The 15,010-nt window shown below is 68.6% G+C and carries 14 protein-coding genes; 9 read left to right on the forward strand and 5 right to left on the reverse strand.

The window, feature by feature from the left end:
* Nucleotides 1-27 precede the first annotated feature (27 nt).
* From pdxH to WK25_RS12485, 3 genes are all read left to right on the forward strand, one after another.
* Complete coding sequence (pdxH, locus tag WK25_RS12475; RefSeq protein ID WP_040141660.1) at nt 28-672, forward strand: pyridoxamine 5'-phosphate oxidase; 645 nt, start codon at nt 28-30, stop codon at nt 670-672.
* A gap of 130 nt (nt 673-802) precedes the next feature.
* Entirely contained in the window at nt 803-2,023 is a 1,221-nt protein-coding gene (locus WK25_RS12480; RefSeq protein ID WP_040141663.1) for an SAM-dependent methyltransferase, read from the forward strand.
* Between the two features lie 23 nt (nt 2,024-2,046).
* The gene (locus WK25_RS12485; protein ID WP_069241689.1) at nt 2,047-3,351 is read left to right on the forward strand and encodes a DUF72 domain-containing protein; all 1,305 of its coding nucleotides are present in this window, start codon (nt 2,047-2,049) and stop codon (nt 3,349-3,351) included.
* 81 nt (nt 3,352-3,432) lie between these two features.
* Here the strand turns inward: WK25_RS12485 and msrA are convergent, their stop codons facing one another.
* Entirely contained in the window at nt 3,433-3,993 is a 561-nt protein-coding gene (gene msrA / locus WK25_RS12490; RefSeq protein WP_040141667.1) for a peptide-methionine (S)-S-oxide reductase MsrA, read from the reverse strand.
* 549 nt (nt 3,994-4,542) lie between these two features.
* Here msrA and WK25_RS12495 point away from each other — a divergent pair.
* The 3 genes from WK25_RS12495 to WK25_RS12505 all read left to right on the forward strand — a co-directional run bounded on the left by WK25_RS12495 (nt 4,543) and on the right by WK25_RS12505 (nt 7,324).
* A complete protein-coding gene (locus tag WK25_RS12495; protein ID WP_069241690.1) occupies nt 4,543-5,949 on the forward strand; it encodes a selenium-binding protein SBP56-related protein in 1,407 nt (468 codons plus the stop codon).
* The gene (locus WK25_RS12500; protein WP_040141672.1) at nt 5,946-6,611 is read left to right on the forward strand and encodes a hypothetical protein; all 666 of its coding nucleotides are present in this window, start codon (nt 5,946-5,948) and stop codon (nt 6,609-6,611) included. The genes WK25_RS12495 and WK25_RS12500 overlap by 4 nt, the downstream gene beginning before the upstream one ends.
* A 203-nt stretch (nt 6,612-6,814) precedes the next feature.
* Nucleotides 6,815-7,324: a flavin reductase family protein gene (locus WK25_RS12505; RefSeq protein WP_069241994.1), complete on the forward strand. Its 510-nt coding sequence runs from the start codon at nt 6,815-6,817 to the stop codon at nt 7,322-7,324.
* Here WK25_RS12505 and WK25_RS12510 read toward each other — a convergent pair.
* Nucleotides 7,311-7,811 (reverse strand): Lrp/AsnC family transcriptional regulator, encoded by a 501-nt coding sequence (locus WK25_RS12510; RefSeq protein WP_006477992.1) that lies wholly within the window; start codon nt 7,809-7,811, stop codon nt 7,311-7,313. The two genes, WK25_RS12505 and WK25_RS12510, sit on opposite strands and share 14 nt — an antisense overlap.
* Nucleotides 7,812-7,941: 130 nt before the next feature.
* Here WK25_RS12510 and kynB point away from each other — a divergent pair, with 130 nt between their 5' ends.
* The 3 genes from kynB (at nt 7,942) to kynA (ending at nt 10,885) form a co-directional block, all read left to right on the forward strand.
* Nucleotides 7,942-8,583 carry an arylformamidase gene (kynB, locus tag WK25_RS12515; RefSeq protein WP_059547938.1) on the forward strand — a complete coding sequence of 214 codons (642 nt, stop codon included), beginning with the start codon at nt 7,942-7,944 and terminating at the stop codon, nt 8,581-8,583.
* Nucleotides 8,584-8,611: 28 nt separating this feature from the next.
* Nucleotides 8,612-9,862, forward strand: a complete 1,251-nt coding sequence (kynU, locus tag WK25_RS12520) for a kynureninase (RefSeq protein WP_144245461.1) — start codon at nt 8,612-8,614, stop codon at nt 9,860-9,862.
* Nucleotides 9,863-9,955: 93 nt separating this feature from the next.
* Nucleotides 9,956-10,885 (forward strand): tryptophan 2,3-dioxygenase, encoded by a 930-nt coding sequence (gene kynA, locus WK25_RS12525; RefSeq protein ID WP_040141679.1) that lies wholly within the window; start codon nt 9,956-9,958, stop codon nt 10,883-10,885.
* A gap of 23 nt (nt 10,886-10,908) precedes the next feature.
* Here kynA and WK25_RS12530 read toward each other — a convergent pair whose 3' ends face one another.
* From WK25_RS12530 to WK25_RS12540, 3 genes are all read right to left on the reverse strand, one after another.
* Nucleotides 10,909-12,303: an MFS transporter gene (locus WK25_RS12530; RefSeq protein WP_069241691.1), complete on the reverse strand. Its 1,395-nt coding sequence runs from the start codon at nt 12,301-12,303 to the stop codon at nt 10,909-10,911.
* A 293-nt stretch (nt 12,304-12,596) separates the two neighbouring features.
* Nucleotides 12,597-13,541: a ketopantoate reductase family protein gene (locus WK25_RS12535; protein ID WP_069241692.1), complete on the reverse strand. Its 945-nt coding sequence runs from the start codon at nt 13,539-13,541 to the stop codon at nt 12,597-12,599.
* Nucleotides 13,542-13,554: 13 nt separating this feature from the next.
* Entirely contained in the window at nt 13,555-15,006 is a 1,452-nt protein-coding gene (locus WK25_RS12540; protein WP_069241693.1) for an aldehyde dehydrogenase family protein, read from the reverse strand.
* Nucleotides 15,007-15,010: the final 4 nt, after the last annotated feature.

The raw sequence follows: 15,010 nt of genomic DNA on the forward strand, positions 1-15,010 counted from the left end.
GGCCCCCGATTGAAGCGTTTGCATAACATGACGACACTCGCCGATCTCCGCATCAACTATTCGCGTGCTTCGCTCGACGAAGCCGACGCCGCCCCGGACCCGTTCGCGCAGTTCGATCGCTGGTTCAAGGAGGCGCTCGACGCCAAACTTCCCGAGCCCAATACGATGACGCTGGCAACCGTCGGCGACGACGGCCGCCCGTCGGCCCGAATCGTGCTCATCAAGGGCGTCGACGAACGCGGGTTCGTCTTCTTTACCAATTACGAAAGCCGCAAGGGCCGCGACCTCGCCGCCCATCCGTACGCGGCGCTGCTGTTTTACTGGATCGAACTCGAGCGCCAGGTGCGCATCGAGGGCCGTATCGAGAAAACCAGCGCCGACGAAAGCGACCGCTATTTCGCGTCGCGCCCGCTCGGCTCGCGCATCGGCGCGTGGGCGTCCGAGCAGAGCGCGGTGATCGACAGCCGCGCGACGCTCGAAGCGCGCGAGAAGGCCGTGGCCGAGCGCTACGGCGAGAACCCGCCGCGCCCGCCGCACTGGGGCGGCTACCGTGTCGTGCCCGACGCGATCGAGTTCTGGCAGGGCCGCCCGTCGCGGCTGCACGACCGGCTGCTCTATACGCGCGACGCAGCGGCGGCGTCGGGCTGGACGATCTCGCGCCTGTCGCCGTAAACAACCGGCCGCAGCGGCGCCGGCGCGTGCCGGCCGTACTTCGTGTTGCATCCGGGCGCCCGTGCCGCAAGGGCTGGCGCCGTCAAGAAACTCGGCTGTATTCGATTCAACGAACAAACGGAGAATCCAAATGTTCTGGGAAAAGAAGCTGGCGCAGTGGGCGGACGATGTACGGGCGAAAGCGAACATACCGGCGCGCCTCGTGCTGTGGAACGGCGATCAACTCGATTTCGGCACGTTCAGCGCGCCGCAGGTCACGCTGAAGGTCAACAGCGCGTCCGCGTTGCCGCTTTTGCTCGAACCGAGCCTCGACAATCTCGGCGAGGCGTACGTGAAGGGCAAGATCGACATCGAAGGCAAGCTGTCGGACATCATCAACATCGGGTACTCGCTCGCACGGAGTACCGTGACGAGCGCAAGCAAGCTCGCGCGGGTGAAGCGCTACTTCAACCACACGAAGAGCAGCGACAAGAAGGCGATCCAGTACCACTACGACGTCTCGAACGAGTTCTACCAGCTGTGGCTCGACGAGAACATGGTGTACTCGTGTGCGTACTTCGAGAACGGCGACGAAGATCTCGCTACCGCGCAGATCAAGAAGATCGACCACATCCTCACCAAGATCCGGCTGGAGCCGGGCCAGCGCCTGCTCGACATCGGCTGCGGCTGGGGCGCGCTCGTGCTGCGGGCCGCGCAGAAGTTCGGCGCGACGTGCCTCGGCGTGACGCTGTCGCAGAACCAGTTCGACCTGGCAACCGCGCGCGTGAAGGCGGCCGGGCTCGAAGACAAGATCGAGATCCGCCTGCAGGACTATCGCGAGGTCGAAGGCCAGTTCGATCGCATCACGAGCGTCGGGATGTTCGAGCACGTCGGGCGCAAGAACCTGCCGCTCTATTTCTCGCGCATCCGCGAACTGCTGACGGACGACGGCATCGCGATGAACCACGGGATCACGTCGACCGACGCGGAGAGCGGCGAGACCGCGCTCGGCGGCGGCGAATTCATCGACCGCTACGTGTTCCCGGACGGCGAGCTGCCGCACATCAGCCTCGCGCTCGAAGCGGCGCAGCGCGGCGGGCTCGAAGCGATTGACATCGAAAGCCTGCGGCGACACTATGCGCGCACGCTCGACATCTGGACCGAGAACTTCGAGGCGAAGGCGGAACAGGCGCGTGCGCTCGTCGACGACGAAAAATTCCGCATCTGGCGCGTCTATCTGGCCGGCTGCGCGTATGCGTTCGAGCACGACGACGTATCGATCTTCCAGATCGTGTGCCGCAAGGCCGGCCGCAGCGCGAAAACGCTGCCGTGGTCGCGGCGCTACATGTACGAAAACCCGCTGCCGCGCTAGGCGGCGCTTCACGCTGGGCATGCATGGGTGACGGCAGCACGCGGCGCAACGCGCCGCCGCAACGACAGCAACGCGACGGACCGGACGAGTCGCACGCCGACGGGCAGTTCGACCTGTTCGGCGCGCCCGGCGACGCGCGTGCGAACGACGATCACCCCGCAGGCGCCGGCGCGTACGCCACGCCGGACGAACACGGCACTGCGCGCCCGGCGAAATCGCCGGCGCGCGCCGGCCGCGCACCGTCCCGCGCTTCGTCGGATCGCGAACCGGAGCCTGCGCCCTCCTCCGGCCTGCTATGGGACGAACCGTCGCCGCCCGCCGCGCCGTCGAAGAAAGGCCGGGGCCGGCGCGGCGTGCCGCCGGCCCCGGTGTCCGCCGAAGTCGCCGACGCGGCGGCCGCGCTGCCGCCGAACGTGCGGCTGGGCACGTCGTCGTGGTATTTCCCCGGCTGGGACGGCATCGTCTACGACGGCGAGTTCGCGCAGACGAAGCTGTCCCGCGAGGGGCTCGAAGCGTACGGTGCGCATCCGCTGCTGAAAAGCGTCAGCCTCGACCGGTCGTTCTACAGCCCGCTGTCGGTGGCCGATTATTTGCGCTATGCGCAACAGGTGCCCGACGACTTCCGGTTCGTCGTGAAAGCGCCGGCGTCCGTCACCGACGCGGTTGTGCGCGGCCGGCGCGGCGAGCCGTCCGGCCCGAACCCGACGTTTCTCGACGCGCAGCTGGCAACACAGGAGTTCGTGCAGCCCTGCATCGACGGGCTCGGCAAGAAAGCCGGCGTGCTCGTGTTCCAGTTTTCGCCGATGCCCGATCAGCTGCTCGCCGAACCAGCCGCACTGATCGACCGGCTGTCGGCGTTCTTCGCGGCGCTGCCGCCGTTGCCGCCTGATCCCGACGGCACGCGCTACGCGATCGAAATCCGCGACGCGTGCCTGCTCACGCCGCGCTTCATCCGCGCGCTGGCCGCGCTCGGCGTGCGCTACTGCGTCGGGCTGCATGCGCGGATGCCCGACCCGCTGCGTCAGGCGGCCGCGCTCGCATTGCTCGACGGCGACGCGCCGGGCCCGCTGATCGTGCGCTGGAGCCTGCACGGCGGGTTCAAATACGAACAGGCGAAGGCGAAGTACGAGCCGTTCGACAAGCTCGTCGACGAGGATCCGGCCACGCGCTCCGCGCTCGCCGAGCTGGCCGCGCGCTACGCGTTGGCCGGACAGCCGGTGATCATCACGATCAACAACAAGGCGGAAGGGTCTGCGCCGCTTTCCTGCATCGCGCTGGCGCGGGAAATCGCCGCCGCGTGCGCGCACTGGCGCAGCGAGGCGGCGTAAGGACTTCACTGCACGCGACGCGTGCTGGCGCGCACGCCGGTTATACGCGGATGATTTCCGCGCGCAATGCGCTGGACGCGATCACGCGCCGCGCTGCGACTTCAGCCGGTGCGAGAACTTCTGGCGGAATTTCGCGAGCTTCGGCCCGATCACGACCGAGCAATAGCCTTGCCCCGGATTGCGGGCGTAATAATTCTGGTGATAGTCCTCGGCAGGCCAGTAGTTGTCGTCAAGCGGCACGACCTGCGTGACGATCGGCTGCCCGAATACCTGCTCGCGCTCCAGCTCGCGAATCACGTCGAGCGCGATGTCGCGCTGCGCGTCCGAATGCGTGAACACCACCGAACGATATTGCGTGCCGACGTCGTTGCCCTGCCGGTTCAGCTGCGTCGGATCGTGCGTCGCGAAGAAGATCTCGAGGATCTCGCGATAGCCGATGCGCGCCGGATCGAAGGTCACGCTCACGACCTCCGCGTGTCCGGTGTCGCCTTCGCACACGTCGCGATAGCCGGGATTGCGCGTATGGCCGCCCGCATATCCCGACTGGACGGCCGTCACGCCGTCGACGTCGAGGAACACGGCCTCCGTGCACCAGAAGCATCCGCCGCCAAGCGTCGCGGTTTCAAGCATGTCGTTCCCCATGAAGTCTGCACCTCGTTGATGATGGCGACCGGTACGCCTTCGCGCGCCGGCGGCCGCCGTTACGTATCGCCGCTGGCCGGTTGCCCGGCGCGAAGCGGCACGCGTTCAAGTATCTCACTCGCGCATGAATCCGGCAGGATCGCGCGCGTACCGCGCCCGACCCGACGCGCGTTTCTCGACTACACTTAGGCACGCTTCGCCGCGACGGCACACCGTCCGGCCGCACGCAGCGTCCGATGCACGCCCGCCCTGATGCCAACATCATCTGCCGGAACATCGATATGTACGCCACAGCAGACTCCATCCGCATTGCCGGCCGCACCACGGGTGTCACACACGCCGCCGCGGCCATCGCACCGTCGCGCGGCCGCGTGCCCGCCGCACGGCCTGTACCGCGATCCGGCTCACCCAGCTTGCCCGCTTTGCCGACCTGATGCACGAGCGCCCGCGTGCCGCAACCGCTTGCGGCCGCTGCACATCCCACCGACCCGCACGTCCGCAGCGGACGGCCGTGCGCCCGCGATCCGATACAACCGAGAGAGGCACCCCATGAGCATGCGGCCCGACCCAACCTTTCACGCTTCGCCGGAACTTGCGATGCAGGCGCCGGCCGAGGAGTTTGCATATACGTTGTTGCTGAGCCCCGATTTTTCCAGACCCGACGCGCTCGCCGTGATCGACGTGAAACCCGGCTCGTCGACCTACGGAAAAATCGTGCACACGGTGACGATGCCGAACACCGGCGACGAGTTTCATCACTTCGGCTGGAATGCGTGCTCGTCGTCGCTGTCGCCGCTGACCGGGCACGCATTTCTCGAACGCCGCTTCCTGATCATCCCCGGGCTGCGTTCGTCGCGCATCTACGTGATCGACACGAAGCCGCACCCGACGCAGGCGCGCATCCACAAGATCATCGAGCCCGACGAAATCTTCGCGAAGACCGGCTATTCGCGGCCGCACACGGTGCACTGCGGCCCCGAGGGCATCTACGTGAGCACGCTCGGCGGGGCCGGCAAAGACGGCACGGACGGCGCGCCGGGCATCTTCATCATGGACTGCGAGACGTTCGACGTGCTCGGCCGCTGGGAAATCGATCGCGGCCCGCAGGACAAGCATTACGACTTCTGGTGGAACCTGCCGCGCGACTACATGGTGTCGAGCGAATGGGCGCTGCCGCCGCAGTTCGAGAACGGCATCGTGCCGGACGACCTGCTCGCGAACCGGTACGGCCACCGGCTGCATTTCTGGGATCTGCGCGCGCGCCGCAACGTGCAGACGATCGATCTCGGCGCGCAGCACCAGATGGCGCTGGAGGTGCGCCCCGCGCACGATCCGGTGCGCGAATACGGATTCGTCGGCGTCGTGGTCGATACGACCAATCTCGAAGGGTCGATCTGGACCTGGTGGCGCGAAGGCGGCCAGTTCCATGTGAAGAAGACCGCAACGATCCCGCCCGAGCCGGCCGCGGCCGACGAGCTGCCGCCGCTGCTGAAGGGTTTCGGCGCGGTGCCGCCGCTCGTGACCGACATCGACCTGTCGCTCGACGACCGCTTCCTGTACGTATCGTGCTGGGGCACCGGCGAAATGCGCCAGTACGACGTGTCGGATCCTCACCACCCCGTGCTCGCGGGGTCGGTGCGCATCGGCGGGATCGTGCGCCGTGCGCCGCACCCGAACGGCCGCGCGTTCGCCGGCGGCCCGCAGATGGTCGAGATCAGCCGCGACGGCCGCCGCGTGTACTGGACCAACTCGCTGTACTCGACGTGGGACGACCAGTTCTATCCGGATGGCCTCCCGGCTGCGCAGGTGCTCGCGCATGCGGGGCCGGACGGCGGCCTGACGCTTGCCGACGACTACTGGGTCGAGTTTCCCGACGGCTATCGCGCGCACCAGATCCGGCTCGAGGGTGGCGACTGCTCGACCGACTCGTTCTGCTACCCGTCGGTCAAGCGTTGAGCGCCGGCGCTACCGCACCGCTTGCGCTCTGGGCTGCGGTGCTCGCGAGCGGCGTCTATCACGGGCTCAATCCGGCGATGGGCTGGCCGCTCGCGGTATCGAACGCGCTGATGGCGCGCCGCGGCAGTGCGCTCGTCGCGGCGCTCGGCTATCTGGCGCTCGGGCACGCACTTGCGGTATTCATGGTGATGCTGCCATTCGGCCTCCTCGCCGCGCTGCTCGCGTGGCAGACGGCGATCCGGATCGGCGCGAGCGCGCTCGTGATCGGCTTCGGTGCCGCATTGCTGATCCGGCGGCGCCACCCGCGTGCGCTCGCGCGGATTCCGCCCGCGCGGCTCGGGCTGTGGTCGTTCGCGATCGCGCTCGCGCATGGCGCCGGGTTGATGCTGGTGCCGATCTATCTCGGGCTGTGCGGCCTCGACCGCGATGCCGGCCATCGCGCGGCGGCCGCGCTCGTCCACGCGCATGTCGGGATGGCACTCGTCGTCGCAGCCGCGCATGCGGCGGCGATGATCGCGGCCGGCGGCGTGCTCGCGTGGCTCGTGTACCGCTATCTCGGGCTGAGGTTCGTCGCGCGGAGCTGGTTCAACCTCGACGCGGTCTGGGCGTCGAGCCTGATCGTGACGGGCGCGCTGGCGCTGGGGTTCGCGGCGGCGCGATAGGGGCGTCGCGCGGCAATGTTCGCTACCTCACGCTCGGCCCGCAATCCGCCGTCCGCGCGGGCCCGGCGGTCGCGATTCCGCTAAAATCGGGCCATGCGCACCACTTTCCAACCGACCGCCCCGGCCTTGTCGCCCTTCGTCCGCCGCGCCTGTTGCATCCGCCGCGCGCCGCGCCCGTCCGTCTCGTTCCGGATGGCCGCCCGATGAACCACGCCACACCGCCCGATTTCGATTCGGGCGCCTTTCGCCAGGCGCTCGGCCAGTTCGCGACCGGCGTCACCGTCATCACGACGCGCGCGCCGTCCGGACAGTTGATCGGCATCACCGCGAGCTCGTTCAACTCGGTTTCGCTCGATCCGCCGCTCGTGCTGTGGAGCCTCGCGCACAAATCGGCGTCGACGCCGGTGTTCCGCAGCAACAGCCATTACGTCGTGAACGTGCTCGCGGCATCGCAGCTCGACCTGTGCAAGCGCTTCTCGACCTACAAGGGCGATCGGTTCGAAGGGATCGCGCATGTGGCCGGCAACTCGGGCATGCCCGTGCTCGACGGAGCGCTCGCATGGTTCGAATGCCACAACCGCAGCCGCTACGACGAAGGCGACCACGTGATCTTCGTCGGCGAAGTGGAACGCTGCGGCGTGCGGCCCGCGTCGGAAGGCGCGCCGCCGCTCGTGTTCCACGGCGGCGGCTTCCACGGCCTCACACCGCTTTGATCGCCCCGGTGCGCGCCAGCCCGACCGGCGCGCCCGCTTCGTCCTTGAGCGTCTGCAGCACGATGTTCGAACGGATGTCCATTACGCCCGGCGCCTTGTACAGCCGGTTCAGCACGAAATCCGAATAGTGCTTGAGGTTGTGCGCGAGCACGCGCAGCAGATAGTGGCTCTCGCCCGTCACGACGAACGCGCCGACCACCTCCGGCCATTCGCGCAGCGCTTCCGCGAAGCGCTCGTGCCATTGATTCTCCTCGTTGCGCATCGACACCTGGACGAACGCCTCGAGCTCGAAGCCGAGCTTCTCGCGGCTCAGGCACGCGCGATAGTGCTCGATCACGCCCTGCTCCTCGAGCAGCCGCATCCGGCGCAAACAAGCGGACGGCGAAAGCGAGATGCGTTCGGCCAGGTCGAGATTGCTGATTCTGCCCTCCTCCTGCAGTACCGCGAGAATCCGGCAGTCGGTGGCGTCGAGCGTGATCGCGTGCATTTTTGGTCCCCCTTTTCCCTCTGATTCGAATTATCTGCCAATCGGGCCGATTGTCCATGGTTATTTCGCAAGCACTTTTTGCGAGCGTCCACCTATCATTCGAAGGATCGATTTACCGATTCGTCATGCCATGGACACACTCTGGGACATCTCGCCGCCCGTCAGCCCTGCCACCCCCGTGTGGCCAGGCGATACGCCGGTTTCCATCGAACGCGTGTGGCGGATGGAAGCCGGCTCGCCGGTCAACGTCGGCCGCGTGACACTGTCGCCGCACACGGGCGCGCACTGCGACGCGCCGCTGCATTACGACGCCGAAGGCGCGCCGATCGGCGCGGTGCCGCTCGATACCTATCTCGGCCCGTGCCGCGTGATCCACTGCATCGGCACGTCGCCGGTCGTGCGCCCGGCCGACGTCGAAAGCGCGCTCGGCGGCGTGCCGCCGCGGGTGCTGCTGCGCACGTACGCGCGCGCCTCGGTCGAACGATGGGACAGCGGCTTCTGCGCGGTCGCGCCCGAGACCGTCGACCTGCTCGCCGCGCACGGCGTGAAGCTGATCGGCATCGATACGCCGTCGCTCGACCCGCAGGAATCGAAGACGATGGACGCGCATCACCGCGTGCGCGCGCACCGGATGGCGATCCTCGAAGGGATCGTGCTCGACGACGTCCCTGCCGGCGACTACGAGCTGATCGCGCTGCCGCTGAAGTTCGCGACGCTCGATGCGAGCCCCGTGCGCGCGGTGCTGCGCGCGCTGCCCGCGCATGCCTCCTGATTACCCCGACCTACGAACTCACATCATGATCAACACCCGTGAAGACGCGCTCGCACTCGATCGCGACGACCCGCTCGCCGCGCTGCGCGACCAGTTCGCGCTGCCCGACGGCGTGATCTATCTCGACGGCAACTCGCTTGGCGCGCAGCCGCGCGCATCGGCCGCGCGCGCACAACAGGTGATCGGCGCCGAATGGGGCGAAGGCCTGATCCGCAGCTGGAACACCGCCGGCTGGTTCGCGCTGCCGCGCCGCCTCGGCGACAAGCTCGCGACGCTGATCGGCGGCGCGCCCGGCGAGACGGTCGTCACCGACACCATCTCGATCAATCTGTTCAAGCTGCTGTCGGCGATGCTGCGCCATCAGGCCGAACGCGCGCCGGAACGCCGCGTGATCGTGTCGGAGCGCTCGAACTTCCCGACCGACCTCTACATCGCGCAAGGGCTGATCGCGCAGCTCGGCGGCAACTACGAGCTGCGCCTGATCGACGATCCGGCCGAACTGCCCGACGCGCTCGGCGCGGACACGGCGGTCGCGATGATCACGCACGTGAACTACCGCACCGGCTACATGCACGACATGCCGGCTGTCACGCAGCTCGTGCACGACGCGGGCGCGCTGATGCTGTGGGATCTCGCGCACTCGGCCGGCGCCGTGCCGGTCGACCTGAACGGCGCGCGTGCGGACGGCGCGGTCGGCTGCACGTACAAGTACCTGAACGGCGGCCCCGGTTCGCCGGCGTTCGTGTGGGTGCCGCAGCGCCATCTCGCGCACTTCTCGCAGCCGTTGTCGGGCTGGTGGGGTCATCGCGCGCCGTTCGCGATGGAGCCGGGCTTCGCACCCGATCCGGGTATCGCGCGCTTTCTGTGCGGCACGCAGCCGATCGTGTCGATGTCGATGGTCGAGTGCGGGCTCGACGTGTTCCTGCAGACGGACATGCAGGCGATCCGTCGCAAGTCGCTTGCGCTGACCGACGCGTTCATCGCGCTCGTCGAGCATCGCTGCGCGGGCCTGTCGCTGAAGCTCGTCACGCCGCGCGCGCATCACCAGCGCGGCTCGCAGGCGAGCTTCGAGCACCCGCACGGCTACGAGGTGATGCAGGCGCTGATCGCGCGCGGCGTGATCGGCGACTACCGCGAGCCGTACGTGCTGCGCTTCGGCTTCACGCCGCTCTATACGCGCTTCGTCGACGTGTGGGATGCCGTCGAGACGCTGCGCGACATCCTCGCCACCGATGCGTGGAAGGCGCCCGAATTCGCCGAACGCGGCGCGGTGACCTGATCGGTACCGTCCGGCGCGCGCCGCGGTTGCGAGTGGATCGCGCGCCGCGCCCCCCGTCATTCAAATCTGGAGAAGGTCGTGAATTCTGGTCATATGCAGCCACCCGGCGGCGACGCGCCGGCGGGCTGCCCGTTCTCGGGCGCACGTGCGGCCCAGCCCGCCCACGAAGCGCCCCACGTGCCGGGCGGCGATGCCGTGGGCCAAGCCGGCTGGCACAACGCGCAACTCGATTTCTCGAAGTCGATGAGCTACGGCGACTACCTGTCGCTCAATTCGATCCTCAACGCACAGCATCCGCTGTCGCCCGATCACAACGAGATGCTGTTCATCATTCAGCATCAGACGAGCGAGCTGTGGATGAAGCTCGCGCTGTTCGAACTGCGCGGCGCGCTGGATGCAGTGCGCACCGACGCGCTGCCGCCCGCGTTCAAGATGCTCGCGCGCGTGTCGCGCATTCTCGAGCAGCTCGTGCAGGCGTGGAACGTGCTGTCCACGATGACGCCGTCCGAGTATTCGGCGATGCGGCCGTATCTCGGCCAGTCGTCGGGCTTCCAGTCGTACCAGTACCGGCAGCTCGAATTCCTGCTCGGCAACAAGAACGTGCAGATGCTGCAGCCGCATGCGCACCGGCCCGACATTCTCGAACAGGTGCGCGCGACGCTGGAGGCGCCGTCGTTCTACGACGAGGTCGTGCGTCTGCTCGCGCGCCGCGGTTTCCCGATCGCGCCCGAGCGGCTCGAGCGCGACTGGACGCAGCCGATGCGTCACGACGAAACCGTCGAGGCCGCGTGGCTCGAGGTTTATCGTCATCCGCAGCAGCACTGGGAGCTGTATGAGATGGCCGAGGAACTCGTCGATCTCGAAGATGCATTCCGCCAGTGGCGCTTCCGGCATGTGACGACCGTCGAGCGCATCATCGGCTTCAAGCAGGGCACCGGCGGCACGAGCGGCGCGCCGTATCTGCGCAAGATGCTCGATGTCGTGCTGTTCCCCGAGCTCTGGCACGTGCGCACCACGTTGTAACATCCGCGCGAGGTGCCCGCCGGTCACGACGACGTGCGGGCCACCTTCCCTTCTCGCGCCGGTTCGCCGTCGCGCACGAGCCGCGGAATGTGCCGCTGCACCGCGAGCAGCGCGACGCACACCACCCCCATCGCGACGGCCAGCAGCGTCAGGTACGCGGTCGCACCGCCCGCGGTGATCACGAGCGCGCCCGCGAACGCGCTGAGAATCGCGCCGAGCCTCCCGAACGCGAGCGCGCTCGCGGTGCCGGTCGCGCGGACCGCGGTCGGATAGATATACGCGCAGAGCGCATACATCGTCGACTGCACTGCGTTGACGAACAACCCGTGCAGACCGAGCCCGACGAGCAGCCAGCCCGTGTGGCGTCCGGCGTCGACGCCGATCAGCCACACCGCGCTCGCCGCGCCGCCGATACCGCACAGCGCGAGCGGCCAGCGCGAACCCGCATGCGCGATCGCCCATGCGCACAGCAGCGCGCCGATCACGCCGCCGAGGTTGTACGCGGTGAGCCCCGAACCCGCGACCGATACGCTGAGGCCGCTCGCGGCCAGCATCGTCGGCAGCCAGCTGAACGCTGCATACACGGCGAGCAAACACATGAAGAACGCGCACCAAAGGGCGATCGTGTCGCGCGCGTGGCCGTCGGCAAACAGCGCGCCGAAGCCGCCGCGCGCGCCGGGCGAGCGTGCGTCGCGCAGATCGGTGAACGCAGTGCCCGGCGCCACGGGCCGCTGCATGCGCCCGAGCAGTGCGCCGAGTTCCGGCCAGCGCGCGGGGCGGCGCGCGAGATAGCGTGGCGACTCGGGCAGCGCGCGCACCAGCACGAAGCCGAGCACGAGCGGCAGCGCGCCCCCCGCGAAGAACAGCGCGCGCCAGCCGTAGCGCGGCAGCACCTCGTGTGCGAACAGGCCCGCCAGCATCCCGCCGAGCGGCACGCAGACGATCGTCGCCGTCACCATCATCGTGCGTCGCCGCGCGGGCGTGTATTCGGCCGTCATCGTGGTGGCGGTCGGCAGCGCGCCGCCGATTCCGAGCCCCGCGCAGAAGCGCAACAGCGCGATCGTCGCGACGTCCGGCGCGAAACCGATCGCACAGGTCGCGACGCCGAACAGGAATACGCTGCCGATCACTGCGTGGCGGCGGCCGAACCGGTCCGCGGCGAGTCCCGCGCAGGCACTGCCGATTCCCATCCCGATCAGCCCGGCGGCCACCGCGGGCGCGAATGCGCTGCGCGTGATCCCCCATTCGCGGATCAGCACCGGAATCGCAAAGCCGATGAGTTGCCCGTCGAACCCGTCCAGCACGATCGCGAGCGCGGCAAGCAGTACGACGCACCGCTGCATCGTCGTGAACGGCCCTTCGTCGAGCGTCGCGCCGATGTCGACCGACGGCGGCGGCAATGTATCGCGCGTGCTCATCCGACTTCCCGTGCACCGCGCATCGGCGGTATCGAAGGCAACGACGCTAACGAACACATCGGCGGCAACGTGCGCGAACGGCGCACGGCAAGACAACGGCATTTGCTGGCTTTCATCGCGTCTCCAGTTGTCCGGGCTCGCGCGCACGCGCGTGCCGGATCTCGTGCTGCACCGGCGCCGTCAACGCGTGCGCGCCGGCGCCGTCTGCTGTTCCGTTCGCGTCGGTCGGGCGCCGTCGGCGATGCGCGGCGCATTTCCCGTCGTGCGGCGCTCGCCGGCCGCAGGCCTGACATTCAGTCGCGCCGCGCGTCGATCAGCCTCACCAGTGCAAGCAGCGTGTCCGCGTGCGGCACCGCGACGCCCGTCTCGCGTGCGGCTGCGACGACCTGGCCGTTGATCGCGTCAATCTCGGTGCGGCGCCCGGCGAGCACGTCCTGCAGCATCGACGGCCGGTGACCGCGGTGCGCATGAATCGCATGCTCGACGTTGCGTGCGATGCGCGCGCCGTCCACGGCGATCCCTTTCGCGCGCGCGACGGCAGCCGTTTCCGCCGCGATCGCGAGCGCAAGCCGTGGCCCGTCGGGCACACAGGCGAGCTGATCGACCGTGCAGCCCGTCGCCGCGCACAGCGTGTTCAGTGCCGCGTTGAATGCGACCTTCTCCCAGATCGCGGCCCACACATCCGCATCAAGCGAGCACGCAAGCCCGGCACGCGACAGCACGTCGGCCACGGCTGCTGCGAACGGGCGCGCTGCACCGTCGGCCGTCATCATGCGGATCGTGCCCGCACCGTGCGATCGTATGTGGCCGGGCCCGGCGAAATCGGCCGGCCATGTCGTGACGCCGACCAGAATGCATTCGAGCGGCACGAACGCGCTCAGCGTCTCGACATTGCCGAGCCCGTTCTGCAGCGTCAGCACCGACGTGCGCGGCGTAAGCAAAGCGCGCACGCCGTTGAGCGCGGTACGCGTGTGCAGCGACTTCGTGAACACGATCAGCAGGTCGAACGATGTGTCGGGCGCCGCGCACGCCGCCGCGTTCGCCGCTTCGGGCCGGACGGCCTGCAACGCGCGGACGCGGCGTTCGCCGCGATCGTCGTCGATGCGCAAGCCGTCGCGCCGGATCGCATCGAGATGCGCATCGTTCACGTCGATCAACGTGACCGCTTCGCCGCGCTCGGCGAGCAGCGCGCCGAACAGCGAACCCATCGCACCGGCGCCCAGAATCGCGATCCTCATCGTCCGCGCCTCCTCAGAACGGGTAATGACGCGGCGCGGTCTGCACGGTGATCCAGCGCAGGTCCGTGAACGCGGCGATGCCGGCCTTGCCGCCGAAATGGCCGAAGCCGCTTTCCTTCACGCCGCCGAACGGCATCTGCGCCTCGTCGTGGACGGTCGGACCGTTCACGTGGCAGATGCCCGATTCGATCCGCGCGGCCACGCGCATCGCGCGCGCCACATCGCGGCTGAACACGGCCGACGCGAGCCCGAACGCGTTGTCGTTCGCGCACCGGATCGCGGCCGCTTCGCCGGCGACGCGCACGATCGGCTTCACCGGCCCGAACGATTCCTCCGCGTAGATGCGCATCGCGGGCGTCACATGGTCGAGCAGCGTCGCCGGGAATAGCGTGCTGCCCGACTTGCCGCCGCACACGAGCGTCGCGCCGTGCGCGAGCGCATCGTCGATCAGCGCGTTGCAGCGTTCGACGGCATTCGTGTCGATCAGCGAGCCGAGCACGACGGGGCCGTCGCGCGGGTCGCCGAGCGGCAGCGACGACGCGCGGGCGGCAAGCTTCGCGACGAATGCGTCGGCAATTGCTTCGTCGACGACGATCCGCTCGGTCGACATGCAGATCTGCCCGGAATTCGCGAACGCACCGAATGCGGCGGCCGCGACCGCCGCGTCGAGATCCGCGTCGTCGAGCACGACGAACGGCGCCTTCCCGCCGAGTTCGAGCACCGCCGGTTTCAGGTACTGCGCGCACGCTTGCGCGACGATCCGCCCGACGCGCGTCGAACCGGTGAAATTCACGCGCCGCACGGCCGGATGGGCGATCAGCGCGTCGACCACGGTGCCCGCATCCTCGGGCGCGTTCGTGACGAAGTTGACGACACCCGGCGGCAACCCGGCCTCATGCAGCGCCTCGACGATCAATCCGTGCGTGACCGGACACAGTTCGGAGCCCTTCAGCACGACCGTGTTGCCGCAGGCGAGCGGCAGCGCGAGCGCACGCGCCGCGAGGATCACCGGCGCGTTCCACGGCGCGATGCCGAGCACGACGCCGGCCGGCTGCCGCACACCCATCGCGAGCGAGCCGGGCACGTCGGACGGAATCAGCTCGCCGCCGATCTGCGTGGTCAGCGATGCGGCCTCGACGAGCCCGCTGGCGGCCAGCTGAACGTTGAAACCGGCCCACAGCGCGGACGCGCCGGTTTCGGCCGCCATCGCGGCCACGAACTGCTCGTGCTTCGCTTCGAGCGCAGCGGCCGCTTTCAGCAACAGCGCGCGGCGCGCGCCGGGGCCGAGCGCGGCCCATTCGGGAAACGCGCATGCCGCCGCGTCGGCCGCCGCGCGCGCATCGTCGACCGTGCACGCGGGCGCCGACGACGCGACGTCTCCGTCGAGCGGATTGCGGCGCAAGAACGTCACTCCGCTGGACGAATGGCGGCGTTCGCCGCCGATCAGCATCGATACGGTTTGCATGGAT

Source organism: Burkholderia latens (assembly GCF_001718795.1).
GTDB classification, from domain to species: domain Bacteria; phylum Pseudomonadota; class Gammaproteobacteria; order Burkholderiales; family Burkholderiaceae; genus Burkholderia; species Burkholderia latens_A.

Coding starts and splice junctions, on each gene's coding strand:
- kynB (WP_059547938.1), top strand. CDS start 7,942: ATGGACACACTCTGGGACATCTCGCCGCCCGTCAGCCCTGCCACCCCC.
- msrA (WP_040141667.1), bottom strand. CDS start 3,993: ATGGGGAACGACATGCTTGAAACCGCGACGCTTGGCGGCGGATGCTTC.
- WK25_RS12535 (WP_069241692.1), bottom strand. CDS start 13,541: ATGAGGATCGCGATTCTGGGCGCCGGTGCGATGGGTTCGCTGTTCGGC.
- WK25_RS12510 (WP_006477992.1), bottom strand. CDS start 7,811: ATGCACGCGATCACGCTCGACGCCACCGACTGCCGGATTCTCGCGGTA.
- WK25_RS12505 (WP_069241994.1), top strand. CDS start 6,815: ATGAACCACGCCACACCGCCCGATTTCGATTCGGGCGCCTTTCGCCAG.
- WK25_RS12530 (WP_069241691.1), bottom strand. CDS start 12,303: ATGAGCACGCGCGATACATTGCCGCCGCCGTCGGTCGACATCGGCGCG.
- WK25_RS12540 (WP_069241693.1), bottom strand. CDS start 15,006: ATGCAAACCGTATCGATGCTGATCGGCGGCGAACGCCGCCATTCGTCC.
- pdxH (WP_040141660.1), top strand. CDS start 28: ATGACGACACTCGCCGATCTCCGCATCAACTATTCGCGTGCTTCGCTC.
- WK25_RS12495 (WP_069241690.1), top strand. CDS start 4,543: ATGAGCATGCGGCCCGACCCAACCTTTCACGCTTCGCCGGAACTTGCG.
- kynA (WP_040141679.1), top strand. CDS start 9,956: ATGCAGCCACCCGGCGGCGACGCGCCGGCGGGCTGCCCGTTCTCGGGC.
- WK25_RS12485 (WP_069241689.1), top strand. CDS start 2,047: ATGGGTGACGGCAGCACGCGGCGCAACGCGCCGCCGCAACGACAGCAA.
- WK25_RS12480 (WP_040141663.1), top strand. CDS start 803: ATGTTCTGGGAAAAGAAGCTGGCGCAGTGGGCGGACGATGTACGGGCG.